The following is a 21,778-nucleotide window of genomic DNA, read 5'->3' as shown; positions in this document are numbered from 1 at the left end:
GGTGCGGGATGCGTCGCGGTGAGGACCGTACACGCCGTGATCACCCGACGCGTGGCGCGGGCATCCGTCAACGATGGTTCCGTTTCGTCAGTTCGGGGTTCACTCCATAGGGTGAGGCCATGTCCGACGAGTCCCCCCTGATCCGGAGCCTGCGCACGGCGGTCGCCGCCGCGCCCGAGGACGTCCCCCTGCGCCTGCACCTCGCCGAACTGCTGCTCGCGGCAGGGCACTCCGAAGCCGCCGTGGCCGAGGTCGCGGTGGCTTTGCAGTACGCGCCCGCGGACGCCGAGGCCCGGAACCTGATGCTGCGCGCGATGGGCCTGCCGCCCGCCGGACCGGCCGTGCCGACGGCCCCGCCCGCGCCGACCGACGCACCGCCCGCGCCCCCTGCTGCGCCACCCGCGCCCGCGCCCCCGGCCGTGCCGCCCGCCGCCACCGGCCGTGCCGCCGGTCGCCCCGGCTTCGACTGGGACGCCGCCGAGCAGGACCTCGACGGGGTCGTCGCCCCCCGCTTCGTGCCCGGCTCCGGCGCGGACGAAGCCCGCGAACAGCCCCTCACCAGCGACGGCGAGGGCCCGGGCGGCCCGGACGACGACGACACCTCGCCCTGGGACATCGACGCGCCCGGAACCGTACGCCTCGCCGACGTCGGCGGCATGCAGGACGTCAAGGACCGCCTCGAAGCGGCCTTCCTGGCCCCGATGCGCAACCCCGAACTGCGCAAGCTCTACGGCAAGAGCCTGCGCGGCGGCCTGCTCCTCTACGGACCGCCCGGCTGCGGAAAGACCTTCATCGCCCGGGCCGTCGCCGGTGAACTCGGCGCGAGCTTCATGTCGATCTCGCTGTCCGACATCCTCGACATGTGGATCGGCCGGTCCGAGAAGAACGTCCACGACATCTTCGAGACCGCCCGCCGCCAGGCCCCCTGCGTGGTCTTCCTCGACGAACTGGACGCGCTCGGCGCCAAGCGCAGCCGCACGGCCCACAGCGGCCTGCGCAACGTCGTCAACCAGCTGCTGACCGAGCTGGACGGTGTCGGCAGCGGCGCCGACGAGGGCGTCTTCGTGCTCGCCGCCACCAACGTCCCCTGGGACGTGGACATCGCCCTGCGCCGCCCCGGCAGGCTCGACCGGACCCTGCTCGTGCTCCCGCCGGACGCCGCGGCCCGCGAGGCGATCCTCCACTACCACCTGCGCGAACGTCCCATCGAAGCCGTCGACCTGGGCAAACTCGCCAAGGCCACCGAGGACTTCTCCGGCGCCGACCTGGCCCACGTGTGCGAGACGGCCGCCGAGACGGCGCTGCTCGACTCCGCCCGTACCGGCACCGTACGCATGATCGGCATGAAGGACCTGCTCTCCGCCGCGAAGCAGATCCGCCCCTCCAGCGAGCCCTGGTTCGCCTCCGCCCGCAATGTGGCCATGTTCGCCAACGACGGGGGCATGTACGACGACCTGCTCGCCTACCTGAAGAAGAAGCGGAAGCTGTGACCGGCCCGCACACCCCGCCCACCGGGCACACCCGGCACCCCCTGAGCGCCCAGGGCATGGCGCTCGTCGAGGCGGGTCGCTCCGAGGCCGCCCTGGAGGTGCTCGGCCGCCGCCTCGCCGAGGACCCCGAGGACCTGTTCGCCTGGGTCTGGCTCGCCCGCGCCCACTTCGGGCGCCGGGACTACCAGCAGGCCTACGACGCCACCGCCGAGGCCCTGGTCCGCGACCCGGAGTACTACGACGCGTACTTCACCCGCTCCTTCTGCCTGCGCCGGGTCGGCCGCTACGCGGACGCGCTGGACATGATGGAACGGGCCGTCCGGATCGACCCGGACAACTGGCTCGCCCGCGCCGGACGGGCCGAACTGCTCATGCTCGTCGACCCCAAGCGCCCCGACGACGCCTGGGAGGAGGCCCGGGCCGCCGCCCGCCTCGGCCCCGAGGAGCAGTGGGTCCGCGAGGTGCTCCTCTACGTCGCCACCGAGACGGGCCGCGAGGAAGCCGCCGAGGAGGCCCGGCGCACCCTGCTCGGCTCCGATCCGGGCAACACCTTCGCCGTCCCCTACCTGGCGCGCCGCGAGGCCGACCAGCCCGGGACCAGCGCGGCCCGGGCCGCCGACACCTTCGCTGCCGCGCTGGCCGTCGTACCAGGCTCGGCCGACCTGCGCTCGGGACTCGACGCGGCCGTCTACCGGATGCTGCGCGGCACCCGCTGGCTCGCCCTCGGCTGCCTGGTCATCGCCGCGGCGGCCGTCAACACCTTCCCCACCGAGGGCGAGGAGCCCGTACCGCTCCCGCTGCCGCTCGGCATGCGGCTCTGGGTGCTGGTGCTGATGAGCGCAGTCTGGGGCTTCGGCGCCTGGCGCCGCTACCGCACGATGCGCCTCGGGGTCCGGATGAGCGTACGTCCGCTCGTCGCCCGGGAGCCCTGGGCCCGGGTGGTCCTCGTCCAGGCGGCCTGGGCGACCCTCTGCGGGGTGCTGATCGCCGTCGTGCCCTGGACCGGACGGGACGTTCCGCAGCTGCTGTTCTGGACCGGTCTCGTCCCGGCCCTGGCGACCGTCCTCCACGACCGGAAGAAGATCACGTGAGCGCCGAGCCGCCCGCTCGCGCCGAACACCCCGAAGCCGCGGAGGGGGCGGACCCCACGGCCCTGGAACGCGGCGAGGCGCTGCACGACCTGGGCCGGTTCGAGCAGGCCGCGGCCGTCGTGGGCGCGTACCTGGCCCAGCGTCCCGAGGACCCGCGCGCGCTGGTCGTCCTCGCCCGCTGCCGCCGCGCCCTCGGAGACCTGCCCGGCGCGCTGCGGAGCGCCGACGAAGCCCTGCGGTGCGGGCCCGACGACGTCTCGGCACGGCTCGTACGGACGGACGTCCTCACCACACTCGGCCGCTTCCCCGAAGCCGAACAGAGCGCCCGGCACGGCGTCGAACTCGCCCCGCTCTTCTGGGGTGTCCACTACAGCCTCGCGGTGGTCCTGGAGCGGGGCGGGCAGCGCGGGCGCCGCGGGGAGGCGTACGACGCCGCCCGGCGCGCCACCGAACTGGGCCCCGACGTCGCCTCGGCCCACTTCATGGTCGGCCTCCTCGCCCACCGCCTCGGTGACCGGGTCACCGCCGAGCTGGCCTACGAGACCAGCCTGAGCCTCGACCCGGAGAGCAGCGAGGCCCACAACAACCTGGCCACGCTGCACCTGCGCCGCAGCTGGTTCAGCCGCTCCGCGTGGACCCGTGCCGCCGAGGGCTTCGTCGCATCGGCCGCCCTCGACCTGGAGGACCGGCACGCCCGGTACAACCTGGAGGCGATGGCCTGGGGCATCGCCGCCGGGGCCCGCTGGCCCGCCCTCGTCGGATTCGTCCTCTCCGTCGGCACCCGGGCCCCGGAAGGTACGAGCGCCACCGAGCGGGCCGTCGCCACCGTGCTCGGATCGGTACTGCTGCTGGGGCTGTGGGCCGGCTGGGCGCTGTGGCAGCGCGGCAGGATCTCGCCGAGGCTGCGCCGCCCGATGCTGCTCACCGCGCGCAGCTGTCCGCCGGTGATCGCGATGGCGGCGGTGGTGGCCCTGACGGCCCTGTACGCCGTGGTCGTCATCGCGCTGCCGATGCTCGCCGCGGGGGTGGTCGGCGGCCTGGGGGCGCCGCTGATCGTGGGCCTGGTCCTGACGTACTGGATCACCCGGACGGCGCTGGGGCGCCGGTCCCCGGACCGGCGGCCCGCATAGAGCTGGCCCAACCCCTGCTGACCTGCGCGCATGCATGATCGAGTCGACACGCGTCGGCGCAGGTACGTAGCATCAGACCCGTTCGAAACACCCCATATCGGGTGGTTTCGCGACGCGTGGGGGAATCCGTCACGACGGGAGTCCGATGTGAAAGCCACACTGCGTGGTCGCTGTGCCCGGATCGCTGCCACGGGCGCTCTGTCCGTGGCCCTGCTGGCGGCCGGAGCCGCCGGGACCTTCGCGTCCGCCGCGTCCGGCGCCGCGAGCCTCAAACCGAGTCCGACCGTCTCGGCGTCGGCGGGCAAATCCACCGCCACCGTCACGCTCACGGCGACTCCGGCCTCGGTGAAGACGGGTGAGAAGGTCACCTTCACCGGCCGGACGAAGGGCGTGCCGATCGGCACGAAGGTGGTGCTCCAGCACAAGAACGGAACCAAGTGGACGACGCTGCACGCGAGTACGGCTGTCAAGAAGGGCAGCAGCTTCGCGCTGGACAACACCTTCCGCGACAAGGGCAAGGAACAGCTGCGGGTGATGGTCGGTGAGGCCGTATCGCCCACCGTCACGGTGAACGTCGGCTGACGGCAAGGGAGTTCGCCCCGGCCGCCGTTGACAGCGGGCCCCGCGGGTCGGGATCATTCGGGAGAGCGCTCTCCCGAATGATCCCGACGTGAAGGGGCCCGCATGCGTGGCGGTGAAGGTCATGGTGACGACCGCGACGGTGGACGTCGTGGTCGTCGTGGTCGTCGTGGGGGCGGGGACGACGGGGAGCGGCCCGGCGGGCCCGGCTGGGACAGCTCGCGGGACGTGGACGAGGGCGGGTCCCGGCCCCCCGGTGAGGACGCGGGCGGGCTCTCGGACGACGAGGTGTCCCGCCTCGCGGACAAACTCGACCTGAGGCAGAAGGTACGGCTGCTAACCGGGGCCGACACCTGGCGGACCGAGGCCGAACCGGCCGTCGGGCTGCGGCGGATGGTCTTCTCCGACGGGCCCGCCGGGGTGCGCGGGCCCGGCTGGGACGAACGCGACACCTCGGCCCTGCTCCCCTCGGCGAGCGCCCTCGCCGCCCTCTGGGACGAGGGCCTGGTACGCCGTCTCGGCGCGCTCCTCGGTGACGAGGCCCGGCGCAAGGGCGTCCACGTACTCCTCGCGCCCACCCTCAACCTGCACCGCAGCCCGCTGGCGGGACGCCACTTCGAGTGCTTCTCCGAGGACCCGCTGCTGGCCGGGCGCACCGGGGCGGCGCTGATCGAGGGCATCCAGTCGCGCGGGGTCGCGGCGACCGCCAAGCACTACGTCGCCAACGACTCCGAGACCGACCGGCTGACCCTGGACGCCCGGATCGGCGAACGGGTGCTGCGCGAGCTGTACTTGGCACCCTTCGAGGCAGCAGTGCGCGCCGGGGTCTGGCTGGTGATGTCGGCGTACAACCGGGTCAACGGCGCCTCCATGAGCGAGAGTTCCCTGCTCGCCGAACCGCTGAAGGGGGAGTGGGGTTTCGGCGGGGCCGTGGTCTCGGACTGGGGCGCGGTCCGGTCGACCACCGCCGCCGGAGCCGCCGCCCAGGACCTCGCGATGCCGGGACCCTCCGGGCCCTGGGGCGCTGAACTGGTCCGGGCCGTGGAAGCGGGCCTGGTCCCGGAAGGGGCCGTGGCGGACAAGGCCCGCCGCCTGCTGCGCCTGGCGACCCGGGTCGGCGCCCTCCCGGCCCCCCGCGCGCCGGTGCCGGGCACGCGGGCCGTCGGGCCGGTGCCGGACGCGCCGGACGTCGGGCCGGAGGGGGCCCTGCGGGAGGCGGTGGCCGGGAGCGCGGTGCTGCTGGAGAACCGGGGGCTGCTGCCCCTGGACCCCGGGACGTTGCGCGTCCTCGCCGTCATCGGGGCGCACGCCGGGGACCCCCGGGTGCAGGGGGGCGGCAGCGCCGAGGTGTTCCCGCGTTCCGTGGTGACCCCGCTCGCCGGGCTCCGCGCCGCGCTGCCCCCGCACGTACGGGTACTGCACGCCCCCGGCCCGGCCCTGGACGACGCCGGACCGGTGCCCGTCGGGTCCGGGCTCGCCCGGGACCCGCAGACGGGTGAGCCGGGGGTCCGCCTGCGCGTCCTGGACGCCCGGGGCGGGGTGCTGCACTCCGCTCGCCTTCCCTCCGGCCGGGTGCTGGAGCCCGAGCTGCCTCCCGGAGCCGACACCGTCGAGCTGGGCGCCGTACTCCACCCGGAAGTGAGCGGCGCCTGGACCCTCGGACTCGGGGGCTTCGGCCCGATGAGGCTGACCGTGGACGGGGAGCCGCTCCTCGACGGGGAGTTCCCGCCCGAGACCGACGACCCGGCCGTCATCCACGTACGCCCGCCGCTGCGCACCGGCCGGATCCACCTCGTCGCGGGGGAGGAGGCGTGGGTGGTCGCGCGCCGCCAACTCGCCCCCGGGGCCGGCCGGGCCACTGTTCTGGCCGCCGCGCCGCCGCCCCCGGATCCCGCCGAGGCGCTCGCTGAGGCGGAAGCGGCCGCCCGCGCCGCCGACGCCGTGATCGTGGTCGTCGGCACCACCGACGGCAGCGAATCGGAGGGCGCCGACCGCACCGGGCTCGAACTACCGGCGCCGCAGGACCAGGTGGTGCGGGCGGTACTGCGGGCCAACCCCCGCACCGCGGTGGTCGTCAACGCGGGCGGTCCTGTCGAGCTGCCCTGGCGTGCGCAGGCGGGGGCCGTGCTGCTGTCCTGGTTCCCGGGCCAGGAGGCGGGCAGCGGACTCGCCGACGTCCTGCTCGGCCGCGCCGAACCCGGCGGCCGCCTGCCCACCACCTGGCCCGCGCGCCTCACCGTCGCCCCCGTCCACGACACCCGCCCCGGGCCGGACGGCCGACTCCCCTACGGGGAGGGCCTGCACATCGGCCACCGGGCCTGGCTGCGCACGGGCCGCACCCCCGCGTACTGGTTCGGCCACGGGCTCGGCTACACGAGCTGGGCCTTCGAGGAGCTGGGGGCCCGCGAACCCGTCGCTCAGGGGCGGGAGTTCTCGGTCGTGCTGCGCAACACCGGGGCGCGGTACGGGCGTCAGCTGGTCCAGGTGTACCTGGCCCGGCCCGGTTCGGCGGTGGACCGCCCGGTGCGCTGGCTCGCGGGCTGGACGACCGTCCGGGCCGAGCCGGGGGAACGGGTGGCGGCGGTGGTACGGATCCCCGCGCGCGCCCTCCAGTACTGGTCCCCGGCGGCCGGGACCTGGGTCACGGAACCGGGCAGGTACGAGGTCCTGGCCGGGCCCACGGCGGGCGACCTCCCCCTCCGGGCGGTGCTCGACGTAGAGCCGCACGGGGCGTGGCCGGGGGGCACGCGGGGCGTGGCCGGGTAGCCGCACGGGGCGTGGCCGGGGGCGCGCGGGGCCGGAAGATACAGTGCCGCCATGGACACAGGGGGACGCGCGGGCGGCGGCGGCAGTGCGGGAGCGGGGGCGGCGACCGGAGCGGTATCGGCAGCCGCAGCCGCAGCCGTGGCCCGCGCTGGGACGGGAGCGGCGCCGACGCTCGAGGATGTCGCCCGGGCCGCCGGGGTCTCCCGGGCCACCGTCTCCCGCGTGGTCAACGGCATCCGCAATGTGGACCCGGCCATCCGCCAGGCGGTCCGGCGCGCGGTGGACGACACCGGGTACGTGCCCAACCGGGCGGCCCGCTCGCTGGTGACCCGGCGGGCCGGGGCGGTCGCCCTGGTGGTCTCGGGGGCGGGCACGGACGCCCCGGACGAGTTCGCGGCCCGCGTCTTCCAGGACCCCTTCTTCGGCCGGGTGGTCAGCGGAGTGGTCCGCGCGCTGCGTCCGCGCGGAGTGCATCCGGTGCTGATGTGCGCCGAAACGGACTCCGAACGCGCCGAGTTGGTCGCGTACCTCGCCCAAGGAGGCGCGGATGGCGCCCTGTTGGTCTCGACCCATCCGCACGATCCGCTGCCGAGGCTGCTCGCGCGGGCGGGGCTGCCCGCCGTGCTGTTCGCGCGCCCCGAGCCGGACGTACCCCTGCCGTCGGTGGACCTGCGGCACCGGGACGGCGGCGCGCTCGCGGCGGGGCACCTGCGGGAGCGGGGCCGCCGTCGGATCGCGGTGATCGCGGGACCGGCGGACGTACCGGCGAGCCGGGAACGCGTCACGGGTTTCATTGAGGCGATGGCCGGGTCCGGGAGCGGTCTTGCGGGTGAGCCCCCCGGCGGGTCCGCGCGGCCGGTGGCCGTCGCCCAGGCGGACTTCACGGTGGAGGGCGGCGAACGGGCCATGCGTCTGCTCCTGGCCCAACAGCCCGATCTGGACGGGGTGTTCGCGGCCAACGACCTGATGGCCCAGGGTGCCTGCCTGGTGCTGCACGAGTACGGCCGCCGCGTTCCGCGCGACGTGGCCGTGGTCGGCTTCGACGACTCCAGCGCCGCCACCGCCTGTAGGCCGAGGCTGACGACCGTACGCCAGCCGGTGGAGGAGATGGCGGCCGAGATGGTCCGGCTGCTGCTCGACGGCGAGGCCCCGACCCGTACGCCGGTGCTGTTCGCACCGGAACTGATCGTCCGCGACTCGGCCTGAGCGGCGGCGCGGTCGAGCGGATCGTCGCCGCCGGTCGCCGCGCCGCCGGTCGCCGCGCCGCCGTGGCTCGGGCCGGTGATCCAGGTCGGGACCGCCGCCGAGGGTGCCTTGTACGCTCGACCCGGCGACGTGTTCAACGGGATGTACACGTTGATGGTGGCGAGGTCCGGGCGGCCGATGGCGAAGGCCGGGTCCCTCGACCGAAGCGCCGGCGTACCGGGCTGTCATGCCCGACCGGTGAGTGGCCCTCGAATGGATACGGGTCGCTGAGTCGGTCGTGCGCCGCCGGTCGGTAGGCTTTCTGCCAGCCGAAGGACGCGATCCGCCCCCCTTCTCCGTGGGGGTGAGTCCCGCCCCGTCGCCCCCTGCCCCGTCGCCCGAGGGCCGCACGGCATTGACCAACGGCCCGGATGGAGTTCCCGTGGAGTCCGAGCAACTGGGAGGCGGCGCCGCCCGGGTGGCCGTCAGGGGTTTCCGCCCGGACGTTCCGCCGCTCGATATCCGCGTGCCGCGCATGAGCGGCCCGGAGGCGACGGCCGCACTGCGGGCCACGGGATTCGAGAGGCGTCCGGTCACGCACATCGTCGTCGTGACGACCCTCGGGCTCGATGAACACGCGGCACGGGCCCTCGGCCCCGGGGTGGACGGACCCCTCCTCGAGGGCACCTGTTCCGGGTCCGACGTACGGGCGGACCGCCCCGCCGACCGCCCCGGCGAGGAGCCCACCGGATGACCCCGCCCCGCCGCCGCGGCCCGCTGCGCACGCTGACCGACCTCCTCTTCCCGCCCCCTCCGGGGACCGCCCCCACCAGGGCGCGGGGCGGGCACGGGGTGCTGCCGCCGCTGCTGGTGGTGCTGACCTTCGTCAGCGGGGTCGTCGACGCGGTGAGCTTCCTCGGGCTCGACCACGTCTTCGTCGCGAACATGACCGGGAACGTGGTCTTCCTCGGCTTCGCCCTGGCCGGGGACCGGCAGCTGTCCGCCCTGGCCTCCGGGACCGCCCTGGCCGCCTTCCTCGCCGGAGCCCTGGCGGCCGTCCGGTCCACCTCCCGGGCGACGTCCGAGGGCTAGTGCGGCACTGGCCTCAGCGGCCCGCCGTGCCGCCGCGCGTGGCCAAGGCGGTGTGCCAGCCCGGGGGTTCGGTCGGGGGAGCGGGTACCGGGCGCCGGCCTCCCGTGGTGAAGAAGGCCGACAGCGGGAGGGTGGCCGCGCCCACCGTGACCGCGTCCGGGCCCAGCGAGCCCAGGTCGATCGTGACCCGGTCGGCGGGATGGCGCAGCGAGTACCGCCGGGCGTGCTCGCGCACCGAGGGCAGGATGTGCGGGCCCAGCATCAGCCCGGCCCAGCCGCCGATCAGGATCCGCTCCGGCTGGAACAGGTTGATCACGTCGGACAGCCCCGCGCCCAGGTACTCGGCGGTCTCCTCCAGCACCTCCGCCGCCACCGGGTCCCCGGCCACCGCACGGCTCAGCAGCACGGCGAGCGCCGCTTCCTCGTCCAGCGCGCCCCCGGCGCTGCCGCCCCGCTCCGCCCACCGGGCGAGCAGGGACTCGGCCCCCGTGTAGGCCTCCAGGCAGCCCAGCGCCCCGCACCGGCAGCGCCGCCCGCGCACCGACACCGTCAGATGGCCCCATTCGAGCGGGGCGCCGTCGCTGGACCCGCCGCCGGGGGAGCCGTCAGTGATCAGACTGGCGCCCACACCCGACCCGAACAGGACGACGACCGCGTCGCGCGCCCCCCGCCCCGCGCCGAACCACATCTCGGCCTGGCCGAGGGTGCGCGCGCCGTTGTCGATGAGGTACGGGACCTCCTCGGGCAGGGCCCCGGTGGCGCGCAGCAGGGCCTCCAGGGGTACGGCGTCCCAGCCGATGGTCTGGCCGTGCACGACGGTCCCGCCGGGCGCGTCGCGGTCGACGATGCCGGGTACGCCGACGCCGACGCCGAGGAGCCGTTCCGTGCCGACGCCCGCCCCGTCGAGGACGGCGGCGATGCCGGTGCGGATGTGGTCGACGATGAGCCCGACGTCGTAGCAGCCGCGCGGCTGCAACGGGAGTTCGGCGCGCGCGAGTTCGGTCAGGGTCAGGTCGAACAGCTCGACCCGGACCCGGGTTTCGCCGACATCGACCCCGATCATGTGGGCGCTGCCCGGGGCGACCCGGAGCAGGGTGCGGGGGCGGCCGCCGTCGGAGTCGACGACGCCCGCCTCCTCCAGCAGGCCGTCGGCGACCAGTTCGCCCACCACGTTGCTGACGGATCCGGAGCTGAGGCCGGTGACCGGGCCCAGCTCCTGGCGGCTCATGGGCCCGCCGAAGTACAACCGCTGCAGCACGGTGCTGCGGTTGCCGCGCCGCAGGTCCCGCACCGTACGTCCGTGACTGCCCGTCATGTGGCTCCTTCCGCCCTGACAACGATTCGCAACATACCCTTGCGCGACCCCTTGACGCGACCCTTTCCCGAGGCTTAAATCACGTCCTAAATTAAGGTCTGGAAGTAACGGGGCGGCCGAAAGGCGGCTCCCGACCCCTTCCCGGGCCCGTCGCCCGACCCTGTTGAAAGGGGCCGATCCGCCATGCGCAGAACCCGAGCCGCGGCCGCCGCCGTGGTCACCGCCTCCCTGCTCGCCGCCGCCACCGCCTGCGGCGGAGGTTCCACCGGCGCCGAGGGCGGTTCCAACACCGCCCCCAAGGAACTCACCTACTGGGCCTCCAACCAGGGCCCCGACATCGCGGCGGACCAGGCGACCCTCGGCCCGGAGCTGAAGAAGTTCGAGGAGCAGACCGGCATCAAGGTCAAGCTGGAGGTCGTCCCCTGGGCCGACCTGCTCAACCGTATCCTGGCGGCCACCGCCTCGGGGCAGGGTCCGGACGTGCTCAACATCGGTAACACCTGGTCCTCCTCCCTCCAGGCCACCGGCGCGCTGCTGCCCTGGAGCGCCAAGAACTTCGACGCGATCGGCGGCCGGAGCCGCTTCGTCGAATCGGCCATCGGCTCGGCGGGCGCTACGGGCCAGGACCCGGCCGCCGTCCCGCTGTACTCCATGTCGTACGCGCTCTACTACAACAAGAAGATGTTCCAGGAAGCGGGCATCGAGAAGCCGCCGGCCACCTGGGACGAGATGGTCACCGTCGGTCAGAAGCTGTCCAAGGACGGCAAGTGGGCGCTGGGCGCCGAGGGGTCGAACCTCTCCAACAACATCCACCAGGCCTTCGTGCTGTCCCGGCAGCACGGCGCGGCGTTCTTCGACGCGGCGGGCAAGCCCACCTTCGACACCCCGGCCAACGTCGACGCCGTCAAGCAGTACGTCGACCTGATGGCCAAGGACAAGATCATCGCGCCCGGCAACGCCGAGTACGACAAGAACCAGTCCCTCCAGGACTTCGCCAACGGCAAGACCGCCATGGTGCTCTGGCAGAACGCGGCCAGCAGCTTCAAGGCCCACGGGATGAAGGAGGGCGACTGGGGCGTGGCTCCCGTCCCGGTCCCCGCGGGCGGTGTCCCCGGCCCGGGCAAGAACACCAACTCCATGGTCGCGGGCATCAACATGGCCGTCTTCAAGAACACCGACAACATCGACGGCGCGCTGAAGTTCGTGAAGTTCATGACCAGCGACGACGAGCAGAAGCTGCTCAACAAGACCTACGGCTCCGTCCCCCCGGTCAAGGCCGCCCAGCAGGACTCCGCCTTCGCCACCGAGGACCTCACCGTCCTGCGCGACACCCTGGGCACCAGCGCGGCCGCGCTCCCGCAGGTCCCCGAGGAGTCCCAGTTCGAGACGGCCGTCGGCACCGCCGTCAAGGAGCTCTTCGCCGACGCCGCCGCCGGACGCCCCGTGACCACCGAATCCGTCAAGGCCAAGCTGTCCAAGGCCCAGCAGCAGATGGCGAAGTGAGCCCCTCCCCATGACCTCCGCCACCGCGGGGCGGGTACGCCGTACCGCCGCCCGAGTGCGCCGCACCGGACGGCTGCGCCGTACCGCCCTGCCCTACCTGCTGCTCCTGCCCGCCCTGTTGATGGAACTGCTCATCCACCTCGTCCCCATGGTGATGGGCATCCTGATGAGCTTCCGCCAGCTCACCCAGTTCTTCATCCGCGACTGGTCCCGTGCCCCCTGGACGGGCTTCGACAACTACTCCCTCGCCGTCGACGTCAACGCGCCCGTCGGCGAGGCCCTGCTCCGCTCCTTCCTCACCACCTGCGAGTTCACCCTGCTGTCGGTGGGCCTGTGCTGGCTCATCGGCGCCGCCGCCGCCGTCTTCATGCAGGACACCTTCCACGGCCGTGGCGTCCTGCGCGCACTGTTCCTCGTCCCGTACGCGCTCCCCGTCTACGCCGCCGTCATCACCTGGGCGTTCATGTTCCAGCGGGACAACGGCATGGTGAACCACGTCCTTCACGACCAGCTCGGGTTGGGCGGCGCGCACACCTTCTGGCTGCTCGGCGACAACAGCTTCTGGGCGCTGCTCATCGTCTCCGTGTGGAAGGGCTGGCCCTTCGCCTTCCTCATCGTGATGGCCGCCCTGCAGAACATCCCCAAGGAGCTCTACGAGGCCGCCGCCCTCGACGGCGCGGGCACCTGGCAGCAGGTCCGCCGGATCACGCTGCCCTCCATCGGGCCCGTCAACCAGGTGCTGGTGCTGGTGCTGTTCCTGTGGACGTTCAACGACTTCAACACGCCGTTCGTCCTCTTCGGCAAATCGGCCCCCGAGGCCGCCGACCTGATCTCCATCCACATCTACCAGTCCAGCTTCGTCACCTGGAACTTCGGCACCGGCTCGGCGATGTCCGTGCTGCTGCTGCTCTTCCTGCTGCTGGTCACCGCCGTCTACCTGCTCGTCACCAGCCGAGGAAGGAGCAAGGCCGATGTCTAATGCCCGTCGCAGGTCCCCGCTCGCCCCGGCGCCCTCCTTCCAGGCGGTCCGGGCGGTCTTCCTCACCGTCCTCACGGGCTTCGTCGTACTGCCCGTCTACGTGATGATCACCACCTCGCTCAAGCCGCTCAAGGACGTCGCCGGAGCCTTCCACTGGATCCCCAGCGGCCTCACCGTGCGCCCGTACATCGACATCTGGCACACGGTCCCGCTCGCGAAGTACTTCGTGAACTCCCTGATCGTGGCGGGCTCGGCGACCGCCGCCTCCGTGGTCATCGCCGTCTTCGCGGCCTACGCCGTCAGCCGCTACCGCTTCCGCGGCAAGCGCCTGTTCACCATCACCGTGCTCTCCACCCAGATGTTCCCGGGCATCCTCTTCCTGCTGCCGCTCTTCCTCATCTTCGTCAACGTCGGCAACGCCACCGGCATCGCCCTCTACGGCTCCCGCGCCGGGCTGATCCTCGCCTACCTGACCTTCTCGCTCCCCTTCTCCATCTGGATGCTCATCGGGTACTTCGACTCGGTGCCGCGCGACCTCGACGAGGCCGCCACCGTCGACGGCTGCGGACCCCTCGGAGCACTGTTCCGCGTCGTCGTCCCGGCCGCCGTACCCGGCATCGTCGCGGTCGCCGTGTACTCCTTCATGACCGCCTGGGGCGAGGTGCTCTTCGCCTCCGTCATGACCAACCAGCAGACCCGCACCCTCGCCGTCGGCCTGCAGGGCTACTCCACCCAGAACGACGTGTACTGGAACCAGATCATGGCCGCCTCGCTCGTCGTCAGCGTCCCCGTCGTCGCCGGGTTCCTGCTGCTCCAGCGCTACTTGGTGGCAGGCCTCACCGCGGGAGCCGTCAAGTGACCACCGAAACCGCCCGCCCCGGAAGGACCGTCGTGACCGAGCCCCAGCCCATCGACCTCGCCGCGCTGCCCAGCGACTTCGCCTGGGGCACCGCGACCTCCGCCTACCAGATCGAGGGCGCCGCCGACGAGGACGGCCGTACGCCGTCCATCTGGGACACCTTCTCCCACACCCCCGGCAACACCGCCGGGGACGACCACGGCGACACCGCCTGCGACCACTACCACCGCTGGCGCGACGACATCGGCCTGATGCGCGGACTCGGCACCAACGCCTACCGGTTGTCCGTCGCCTGGCCCCGCGTGGTACCGGGCGGTGACGGGCCGCCCAACCCCAAGGGCCTCGACTTCTACGACCAGTTGACCGACGGTCTGCTCGCCGCGGGCATCGAGCCCTCCGTCACCCTCTACCACTGGGACCTGCCGCAGGCCCTCCAGGACCGCGGCGGCTGGACCGAGCGCGCCACCGCCGAGCACTTCGCCGCGTACGCCGCCCAGGTGGCCGAACGGCTCGGCGACCGGGTCACCCAGTGGGCCACCCTCAACGAGCCGCTCTGCTCCGCCTGGATCGGCCACCTCGAAGGCCGGATGGCCCCCGGCCTGACCGACCTCACCGCCGCCGTCCGGGCCTCCTACCACCTGCTCCTCGGACACGGACTGGCCGCCCAGGCCGTCCGCGCCGCCGTGCCCGCCGCCCGGATCGGCATCGTCAACAACCTCTCCACCGTCGAACCCGCGAGCGACAGCGAGGCCGACCGCGCCGCGGCCCGGCGGATGGACGGCCACGTCAACCGCTGGTGGCTCGACCCGGTCCACGGCCGCGGCTTCCCCGCCGACATGCGCGAGGTGTACGGCGTAGAGCTGCCCGAACGCCCCGGCGACCTGGCCACCATCGCGGCCCCCCTCGACTGGCTCGGCCTGAACTACTACTTCCCGCAGTACGTCACCGACGACCCCGGCGGCCCGGCACCCTACGCCCGCCAGATCGACCGGCCCGCCGTCCCGCGCACCGGCATGGACTGGGAGATCGACGCCAACGGCATCGAGACCCTGCTGATGCGCCTCACCGAGGACTACCGCGCCCGCCGCCTCTACATCACCGAGAACGGCTCCGCCTACCCCGACACCGTCGCCGCCGACGGCACCGTCAGCGACCCCGAGCGAACCGCCTACCTCGACTCCCACCTCGCCGCCTGCGCCCGCGCCGCCCGCCGCGGCGCGCCCCTCGCCGGGTACTACGCCTGGTCCCTGCTCGACAACTTCGAATGGGCCTACGGTTACGACAAGCGCTTCGGCCTCGTCCACGTCGACTTCGACACCCAGCTGCGCACCGTCAAGGCCAGCGGCCGCCACTACACCTCCGTCATCGAGGCCCACCGGGCCGCCCACCGGGGCGCCTGACGACCGCTCCCGCCACGCCGTGCCCGCCCCCCACCGGGGGACGGGCACGGCGTTTCGTGATGGGATGGGCCGAGGGGGCGGTTCCAGCAGCTCACGGAGAGGCGAGACGCATGTCCGAGGACAGCGAGGGCACCATGCGGGCCATGACGTACGAGACGTACGGCGGGACGGAGGTGCTCACCGAGACCCGGCTGCCCGTGCCCAAGGTCGGCCCCGGTGAGGTCCTGGTCCGCGTCAAGTGCGCTTCGGTCAACCCGGTCGACTGGAAGATCATGGCGGGCGGTCTCGACGGCCTGATGGACGTCGTGTACCCGGTGGTCCCCGGCTGGGACGTCTCCGGCACCGTGGAGGTCGTCGGCATCGACACCCCCGAGTTCACCGCCGGGGACGAGGTCATCGCCTACGCCCGCAAGGACTACGTGCACGGCGGCACCTTCGCCGAGTTCGTCACCGTGCCCGTACGGGCCCTCGCGGCCAAACCGCACTCCCTCGGCTGGGCCGAGGCCGCCGGACTCCCCCTGGCCGGGCTCACGGCCTACCAGCTGCTCACCCGTCTCGGCACCGGAAAGGACGACACCGTCCTGGTCCACGGCGCGGCGGGCGGGGTCGGCTCCTTCGGCGTGCAGATCGCCCGCGCCCTGGGCGCCCGCGTCATCGGCACCGCCTCCCCCCGCAACCACGACCGGCTGCGGGAGCTGGGCGCCGAGCCCGTCGAGTACGGCGACGGCCTCGCGGACCGGGTCCGCGCCCTGGCCCCCGAGGGGGTCACCGTGGTCGCCGACTTCGTCGGCGGGGTCCTGGAAGCCACCCAAGCCGTTCTGGCGGACGGCGGACGGCACGCCTCGATCGCCGACCCGGCCGTCCTGGGCGCCGACGGCCAGTGGATGTGGGTCCGGCCCGACGGCGCGGCCCTCGCCGAGCTGGGACGGCTCGCCGACGCCGGACAGCTGGACGTCACCGTGGCCCGGACCTTCCCGCTGTCCGAGCTGGCCGCCGCCTTCGAGCTGAGCCAGGACGGGCACACCGCGGGCAAGATCGTCATCGAGGTCTGAGCCCGCCCGGGCCGTTCCCCCCGGGCTGTTCCTCCCACCGTCCCGTAGCCGGACACGACCGCGCGCCGCCCTGGCGGGGAGAAGGGGCGGCGCGCGGTGTTCACGGGGCGGTGCCGGAGGGTCCGGCGCCGGGTGGTGCGCGGAGGATCAGGCGTACACGCCGAAGTGGAACAGCGAGTAGCCGTAGCCGGTGCCGCGCTGGGTCATGTCCAGGCGCACGTACCGCCCCGAGGCCGCGATGTCGAAGTCGTCGATACCGCCGTCCCCGTTCGACGCGGTGTAAGCCGTACGCCAGTTCTGGCCGTCGTCGGAGACCTGGATGGTGTACGCCTTGCCGTACGCCGACTCCCACACCAGCTGCGCGTGCTTGAGCTGCATCACCGCGCCCAGGTCCACCTGGAGCCACTGCGGATCGGCCCAACTGCTCGCCCATCGCGTGTCGTTGCGCCCGTCCGTGGCCAGGGCCGCACCGCACGGGCAGCCGCCCCAGTTGTCGTTCTGGAAGGTGGAGGCGGTGGTCGGCCGGTTGAGGGCCACGTTCGTGCCCGCCACCGGCGGCGGGACGACCCGCACCGAGCGCTGCTCCACGCCCACGTTGCCCCGGCCGTCCTTGACCTTGACGTACAGGATCCACACCCCGGTCTTGGCCGGAGCCGTGACCTTGATGGTCCCGTTGCCGAGGGCGCCCGAGGCCGCCGAGACCAGCCCGCCGCCCCCGTCCACGTACTTGCTGCCCCACAGCACCTCGTACGACAGGGCGTCGTTCTCCGGGTCGGTCGCCGGGGCGGAGAGGGTGATCTCCTTACCGGCGGGAACGGCCGAGGGATCGGCCACCGCGGGCACGGACACGGTCGGCGGCAGGTTGTCCCCGGCCGTGTTCCCGCCGTACATCCGCTTGACCGCGTAGTACGCCTTCCGGCGCTCCCCGGCGGGGGTCAGGTTGAACCAGTGGCCCCCGAAGTCGTACTCGGTGCCGTAGTGGAAGACCGTCGCGCCCAGCGCCACCCCCCGGTGGCCCGTGACGCAGTTCCACGCGTTGGTGTAGCCGTCGGCCATGGCCTGGTCGCCGACCTGCTTCGGTACGCCGTTCGCGTCGTTCGGCACCTCCCACTCTCCGGCCGGGCCGGTCTCCGTCACGATGTACGGCTTGTTGTAACCACCTTGCTCCCAGGCCTGCTTGATCCCGCAGACCTCCTTGTAGGAGTTGACGGCGTACAGGTCGAGGTCGGGGGAGTTGCGCTTGTAGTACGTCCAGGCGCCGACCCACGCGTCGGTGGAGGTGACGGGGTGGCTGGCGTCGATGCGGTGGATGGCCTTCGCCACGTCGTTCACGAAGGTCGTGTAGGCGTTGCGCTGGTTCTCCAGCTCCGTGCCCGAGTAGCAGTTCTGCAGACCGAGCACCGATTCGTTGCCGACGTTCCACATCAGCACGCCCGGGTGGTCCCGGTAGGTCTGCACCCACTTGGTGAACTCGGCCGTCATGTTGTTCTTGTACGTCGTGTCCGTGACGTAGTTGGTGCAGCCGCCGCTGCCCGGGCCGCCGCCGGGCTGGAGCCAGAAGCCGGCCACGACCTTGATCCCGTTGGCGGCCGCCGCGTCGAACAGCGGTCGGCTGCTCGCATCGGTGCCCCAGGTGCGGATGGTGTTGGCGCCCATCGATTTCACGTCGGGCAGCAGTCGTGCGGCGTCGGCCGGGGACGGACCCCAGGTGACGCCCTTGACCTGGTACGGCGAACCGTCCACCTGGAGCTGCCAGTTGCCCTGGGAGCCGGTCACCTTGACCACACTGCCCGCGGCGTGCGCGGGAAGGGCGGGCAGGACGGTGACGGCGCCCGCGAGCACGGCTGCCGCGGTGAGGGTGCGCATGCGGGTGAGCATGCAGGGACCTCCTTGGAGGGGTGGGGGGAGTGCGCCCGCGACGCGGACTAGGGGAGGCGGTAGTCGGGGCCGAGTACGGCTCCGGCCGCGGGGTGGGTCTCGTCGTAGCCGCGGGCGTTGCACTGGAGGCCGCCCTTGATGCAGTGCTCGACGAGGGCGTTGAGGGTCCGGTCGTCCCACGCGTTGAAGAAGTCGTAGTGGAAGCTGTGGCCCGACCCGCTGGCGAGCTTGACCTGGGACATGTCACCGCTGACCGGGAAGGCCATCTTGAACTCGATCATCGGCAGTGCGACCGGGTGGTCGGCGGGGCAGACGTTGTCGTTGTTGCCGGGCTTCACGACCGGGTAGGCCATGTGGGCCTTGTGGTCCGGGGTGTCGAGGTTCTTTCCGTCCCAGCAACTTGGGGACTGCATACGGATGTTGAGCTGGCTTCCGGCCGGGCAGTTCGCCGGGAAGTCGACGTTCTTGAAGCTCTCGCCGCACTCCCAGCCCTCGACCCAGCCCTTGTGGGCACGGAACTCGGCCGCGGTCTGGGTCGGGCTGCCGACGACGAAGCGCAGGCCCTTGGGGAAGGGGCGCACGCTCGTGTAGTCGGTGACGCCCGTCTTGTAGTAGATCACCTGCGGCCCGGTCGGCAGCACCGGCTGGGTGCCGTTGTACAGCGTCGGCATCCAGTAGCCCGACAGATCGCCGGGCGCGTTGCAGGCGGTGCCGCCGCCGCTGAGGGAGGCGGTGGTGCTGAAGGCGTCCGTGGTGGTGTTGCCCATGAAGGTGTGGTTGTGCGAGGCGCCGGGACGGCCCGCGAAGACGATCGGGTCGTCCGGGGCGGTCTTGCTGACCGCGCAGTTCGCCTGGAACTCGTGGAAGTAGCGGTCCGGCGGGTTGTTCCAGGACGGGGGGACCCCGGTGACGGGCGGGAGGGCGGGGATGTAACCGTCACCGTCCGGGTCGTCGCCCCCGGCGAGCGGGGCCACGTTGGAGTGGTCCATGGCCATGTGGACGGCGGCGCCGGAGTCGGGCGAGGCCTGGGCGGTGAGCGTGGTCGCGCCGAGACCGGCGGCCGCGGTCACGGCGAAGGCCGCCGAGACCAGTAAGGCGGACAGGGTCCGCGAGCGGATTTTCATCGTGTCAGCTCCTTTAGGGAGGTGGGGGAACACCGGTGGGGGGGAGAGGGCTGGGAGAGCGCTCTCTCAGTCGGCCCGGAAAACGCGGGGCGGCCGCCGGGCCGCCCCGCGTCCTGCGGGGGTCAGGGGTGGATCAGGGGAACGAGACGACGGTGGACGGGGTGGTCGACGTACCCGACGTCGGGGCGCCCGTGTTGTTGATGACGTGCTCGTACTGGCCCTGGCCGCCGAGGGAGACCACGAGCAGGTCGTGGAACTTCACGCCCGGCGTCACCGGGACCTCGAAACCGTGGTCCTGACGGATCGTCGGGTCGACGTTGTAGTAGCAGTAGCTGCCCAGGCCCCAGCCCTCGTGGGTGGTCACCGAGTCCGCGACCTTGTAGGCCGCGAAGCCCTTGACCGAGCCGTTCTGCACGGCGGCCTGGTTGGGGGCGTCGTACGCCTTCTCGTTCTGGAAGAAGATCGTGCGGCCGCGGTCGCCGTTCCACTCCACGTCGTACTTGTTGAAGTGCTCGACGAACAGACCGGTGGCGAGGACATCGGCGCCGTTGACCCGGAAGCCGTAGTCGGAGCGGTTGGTCTCCCAGCCCACCCCGTCGCCGTGGTCGGCGCGCCAGATCCAGGTGTGGTCGACGATCGTGCTGCGGTTGTTGATGACCATGCCCGCCGTGGCCTTGCCCGCGCCCGCGCCGCCGACCCGGATGAAAACGTCCTGGACGGTGGTCGGGTTCGCCGCGTGGTCCGTGGTGGTACCGGCCGGGCCGACCTCCAGCAGACTGGGCGAGTTGACGGTGCCCGCGTCGATGAGGAAGCCCGCGAGCTTGACCCCGTCCACGTCGGCGACCTTCATCGCGGTCACGCCGTTGTCCGGCACGATCGTGGCGAGGCCGAGGCCCAGCACCACCGTGTCGGGGCGGTTGACCTGGATCGTCTGGTTCACGTGGTAGACGCCGGGGGTGAAGAGCAGGTGCAGACCCTGGGCCAGCGCCTGGTTGATCGTCGCCGCGCTCGCGCCCGGCTTGACCACGTAGAACTGGCTGAGCGGGATCGAGGTCCCCTGCGGCGTGCCGTTGCCCCATGAGGTGCCGCGCGCGTTCACGCGCTTGGCGGGCACGAACACCTTGTACTCCGACCCGTCCAGGTAGAGGAAGGGCTTCTCGCGGGAGACGGGCGTGGTGTCCAGGGTGGTGTAGCGCGGGTCGGGGAAGCCCTGGGCGGGCGCGCCCTGCACGCCCGAGAACACCTGGTTCCAGACCGAGTTGGACCAACCGCCGATCGAGCTGTCCCGGGTGTACCACTGCTGTTGCGAGTAGTTGCCGACCTGACCGTCGATCTTCGAGTCGGCGATGTACCCGCCGGACGCCCAACCGTAGCCGTCGGGGGCGAGGTTGAGTCCGCCCTTGACGTGCATCCGGCGGAACGGCGCGGCCTGGGAGACGGCCCAGCGGTCGGTGCCGTTGACCGGGTTGAGCGCCAGGTTCTCCGCCGACCGCCAGAAGTTCTGGGTGGCGTTGCCGCCGAACCAGCCCGCGTCCACGGTCACGTCACCGTTGATGGTGGTGTCGTCCGGGTTCAGGCCGAGGCCCGAGATCGAGGTGTAGAAGCCGATCTGGGCGTTGAGGCCGTTGTAGGTACCCGGCTTGAAAAGGAACTGGTAGCGGCCGGAGCCGAACTGGGCCGACTCCTGCTGCCTGAAGACGTCGTCCAGCTTGGTCTGGATGTTCGGTGTCGACGGATCGAAGACGATCACGTTGGGGCCGAGGTCGCCGCCGCCGGGCAGGGTCGGACCGCCGCCGGTGGTGCCGTAGACCTGGAACTCGAAGAGGGAGTAGCCGTATCCGGTGGCGCGCTGGGTTCCGTACACCCGGACGTAACGGGCCGTCCCGGTGATGTCGTGGGTCTGGACCCCACCGGTGCTCGCGGCGGTGGAGTACGCGGTGTTCCAGCTGGCGCCGTCGGTGGACAGCTCGACCCGGTACGCCTTCGCGTACGCCGTCTCCCAGCGCAGCACGACCTGGCTGACCTGGGCGGGGGTGCCGAGGTCCACTTGTATCCACTGCGGATCGGCGAACTGGCTCGACCAACGGGTGTTGTTGTCACCGTCCACGGCGGCGCCCGCCGGGGTGCCCGCGCCCTCGATGCTGGAGGCGGTCGCGGGCTTGCCCTGGGAGAGCAGCGTCGGGGCCGCCTGGGCGGCGGTCCCGGGAAGCAGCATCAGCAGGGCCGCGACCAGCGCGGTGGCGAGCGCCGACGCGGTGAGCCGCGGTGGCCGGTCGGAGAGCAATCGCATGGGGGTACTCCTGACGTCGGGGATCCGGGGGGATCGAAGCGTGAG

At 72.5% G+C, this 21,778-nt stretch carries 16 protein-coding genes and 1 pseudogene; 13 read left to right on the top strand and 4 right to left on the bottom strand.

Features of this window, described 5'->3' with window-relative positions:
* Positions 1–119: 119 nt before the first annotated feature.
* From QMF80_RS20190 to QMF80_RS38355, 8 genes and pseudogenes are all read left to right on the top strand, one after another.
* Positions 120–1,490 carry an ATP-binding protein gene (locus QMF80_RS20190; protein ID WP_283455280.1) on the top strand — a complete coding sequence of 457 codons (1,371 nt, stop codon included), beginning with the start codon at positions 120–122 and terminating at the stop codon, positions 1,488–1,490.
* Entirely contained in the window at positions 1,487–2,581 is a 1,095-nt protein-coding gene (locus QMF80_RS20185; protein WP_283455279.1) for a tetratricopeptide repeat protein, read from the top strand. The genes QMF80_RS20190 and QMF80_RS20185 overlap by 4 nt, the downstream gene beginning before the upstream one ends.
* On the top strand, positions 2,578–3,711 hold the full coding sequence (locus tag QMF80_RS20180) for a tetratricopeptide repeat protein (protein WP_283455278.1): 1,134 nt from the start codon (positions 2,578–2,580) through the stop codon (positions 3,709–3,711). Before QMF80_RS20185 ends, QMF80_RS20180 begins: the two co-directional genes overlap by 4 nt.
* 147 nt (positions 3,712–3,858) lie before the next feature.
* Positions 3,859–4,293 (top strand): hypothetical protein, encoded by a 435-nt coding sequence (locus tag QMF80_RS20175; protein ID WP_283455276.1) that lies wholly within the window; start codon positions 3,859–3,861, stop codon positions 4,291–4,293.
* 102 nt (positions 4,294–4,395) lie between these two features.
* Positions 4,396–7,056, top strand: coding sequence for a glycoside hydrolase family 3 C-terminal domain-containing protein (locus QMF80_RS20170; RefSeq protein WP_283455274.1), 2,661 nt, complete (start codon positions 4,396–4,398; stop codon positions 7,054–7,056).
* Between the two features lie 51 nt (positions 7,057–7,107).
* Positions 7,108–8,262, top strand: a complete 1,155-nt coding sequence (locus QMF80_RS20165) for a LacI family DNA-binding transcriptional regulator (protein ID WP_283455272.1) — start codon at positions 7,108–7,110, stop codon at positions 8,260–8,262.
* A gap of 421 nt (positions 8,263–8,683) precedes the next feature.
* Positions 8,684–8,995 (top strand): response regulator, encoded by a 312-nt coding sequence (locus QMF80_RS20160; RefSeq protein WP_283455270.1) that lies wholly within the window; start codon positions 8,684–8,686, stop codon positions 8,993–8,995.
* Positions 8,992–9,315 (top strand): annotated as a pseudogene (locus QMF80_RS38355) (YoaK family protein); the annotation flags it as partial. The gene QMF80_RS20160 and the pseudogene QMF80_RS38355, both read left to right, overlap by 4 nt.
* Positions 9,316–9,346: 31 nt before the next feature.
* Here QMF80_RS38355 and QMF80_RS20150 read toward each other — a convergent pair.
* Positions 9,347–10,648 carry an ROK family transcriptional regulator gene (locus QMF80_RS20150; protein ID WP_283455268.1) on the bottom strand — a complete coding sequence of 434 codons (1,302 nt, stop codon included), beginning with the start codon at positions 10,646–10,648 and terminating at the stop codon, positions 9,347–9,349.
* Between the two features lie 183 nt (positions 10,649–10,831).
* On the opposite strand from QMF80_RS20150, the gene QMF80_RS20145 reads away from it, so the two are divergent.
* The 5 genes from QMF80_RS20145 (at position 10,832) to QMF80_RS20125 (ending at position 16,441) form a co-directional block, all read left to right on the top strand.
* Complete coding sequence (locus QMF80_RS20145) at positions 10,832–12,151, top strand: ABC transporter substrate-binding protein (RefSeq protein ID WP_283455266.1); 1,320 nt, start codon at positions 10,832–10,834, stop codon at positions 12,149–12,151.
* 10 nt (positions 12,152–12,161) lie between these two features.
* The gene (locus tag QMF80_RS20140; RefSeq protein ID WP_283455265.1) at positions 12,162–13,130 is read left to right on the top strand and encodes a carbohydrate ABC transporter permease; all 969 of its coding nucleotides are present in this window, start codon (positions 12,162–12,164) and stop codon (positions 13,128–13,130) included.
* On the top strand, positions 13,123–13,989 hold the full coding sequence (locus QMF80_RS20135) for a carbohydrate ABC transporter permease (RefSeq protein ID WP_283455263.1): 867 nt from the start codon (positions 13,123–13,125) through the stop codon (positions 13,987–13,989). The genes QMF80_RS20140 and QMF80_RS20135 overlap by 8 nt, the downstream gene beginning before the upstream one ends.
* The gene (locus tag QMF80_RS20130; RefSeq protein WP_283455261.1) at positions 13,986–15,389 is read left to right on the top strand and encodes a GH1 family beta-glucosidase; all 1,404 of its coding nucleotides are present in this window, start codon (positions 13,986–13,988) and stop codon (positions 15,387–15,389) included. The genes QMF80_RS20135 and QMF80_RS20130 overlap by 4 nt, the downstream gene beginning before the upstream one ends.
* A gap of 134 nt (positions 15,390–15,523) precedes the next feature.
* Positions 15,524–16,441: an NADP-dependent oxidoreductase gene (locus tag QMF80_RS20125; protein WP_283455333.1), complete on the top strand. Its 918-nt coding sequence runs from the start codon at positions 15,524–15,526 to the stop codon at positions 16,439–16,441.
* Between the two features lie 147 nt (positions 16,442–16,588).
* On the opposite strand, the gene QMF80_RS20120 is transcribed toward QMF80_RS20125, so the two are convergent.
* The 3 genes from QMF80_RS20120 to QMF80_RS20110 form a co-directional block, all read right to left on the bottom strand.
* Positions 16,589–18,319 (bottom strand): discoidin domain-containing protein, encoded by a 1,731-nt coding sequence (locus QMF80_RS20120; protein WP_283455259.1) that lies wholly within the window; start codon positions 18,317–18,319, stop codon positions 16,589–16,591.
* A 47-nt stretch (positions 18,320–18,366) separates the two neighbouring features.
* On the bottom strand, positions 18,367–19,443 hold the full coding sequence (locus tag QMF80_RS20115; RefSeq protein ID WP_283455257.1) for a DUF1996 domain-containing protein: 1,077 nt from the start codon (positions 19,441–19,443) through the stop codon (positions 18,367–18,369).
* A 133-nt stretch (positions 19,444–19,576) separates the two neighbouring features.
* Positions 19,577–21,733, bottom strand: coding sequence for a discoidin domain-containing protein (locus QMF80_RS20110; protein WP_283455255.1), 2,157 nt, complete (start codon positions 21,731–21,733; stop codon positions 19,577–19,579).
* Positions 21,734–21,778: the final 45 nt, after the last annotated feature.

It is taken from the genome of Streptomyces sp. G-G2 (assembly GCF_030063135.1).
Classification (GTDB): Bacteria; Actinomycetota; Actinomycetes; order Streptomycetales; family Streptomycetaceae; genus Streptomyces.
The sequence above is the reverse complement of the archived record's forward strand: the minus strand, read 5'-3'. Positions and strand labels throughout refer to the sequence as shown.

What these genes read in the sequence shown, in the direction of transcription:
- QMF80_RS20190 (WP_283455280.1), top strand. Translation starts at nt 120, where the DNA reads ATGTCCGACGAGTCCCCCCTGATCCGGAGCCTGCGCACGGCGGTCGCC.
- QMF80_RS20120 (WP_283455259.1), bottom strand. Translation starts at nt 18,319, where the DNA reads ATGCTCACCCGCATGCGCACCCTCACCGCGGCAGCCGTGCTCGCGGGC.
- QMF80_RS20110 (WP_283455255.1), bottom strand. Translation starts at nt 21,733, where the DNA reads ATGCGATTGCTCTCCGACCGGCCACCGCGGCTCACCGCGTCGGCGCTC.
- QMF80_RS20135 (WP_283455263.1), top strand. Translation starts at nt 13,123, where the DNA reads ATGTCTAATGCCCGTCGCAGGTCCCCGCTCGCCCCGGCGCCCTCCTTC.
- QMF80_RS20150 (WP_283455268.1), bottom strand. Translation starts at nt 10,648, where the DNA reads ATGACGGGCAGTCACGGACGTACGGTGCGGGACCTGCGGCGCGGCAAC.
- QMF80_RS20115 (WP_283455257.1), bottom strand. Translation starts at nt 19,443, where the DNA reads ATGAAAATCCGCTCGCGGACCCTGTCCGCCTTACTGGTCTCGGCGGCC.
- QMF80_RS20140 (WP_283455265.1), top strand. Translation starts at nt 12,162, where the DNA reads ATGACCTCCGCCACCGCGGGGCGGGTACGCCGTACCGCCGCCCGAGTG.
- QMF80_RS20165 (WP_283455272.1), top strand. Translation starts at nt 7,108, where the DNA reads ATGGACACAGGGGGACGCGCGGGCGGCGGCGGCAGTGCGGGAGCGGGG.
- QMF80_RS20145 (WP_283455266.1), top strand. Translation starts at nt 10,832, where the DNA reads ATGCGCAGAACCCGAGCCGCGGCCGCCGCCGTGGTCACCGCCTCCCTG.
- QMF80_RS20125 (WP_283455333.1), top strand. Translation starts at nt 15,524, where the DNA reads ATGCGGGCCATGACGTACGAGACGTACGGCGGGACGGAGGTGCTCACC.
- QMF80_RS20170 (WP_283455274.1), top strand. Translation starts at nt 4,396, where the DNA reads ATGCGTGGCGGTGAAGGTCATGGTGACGACCGCGACGGTGGACGTCGT.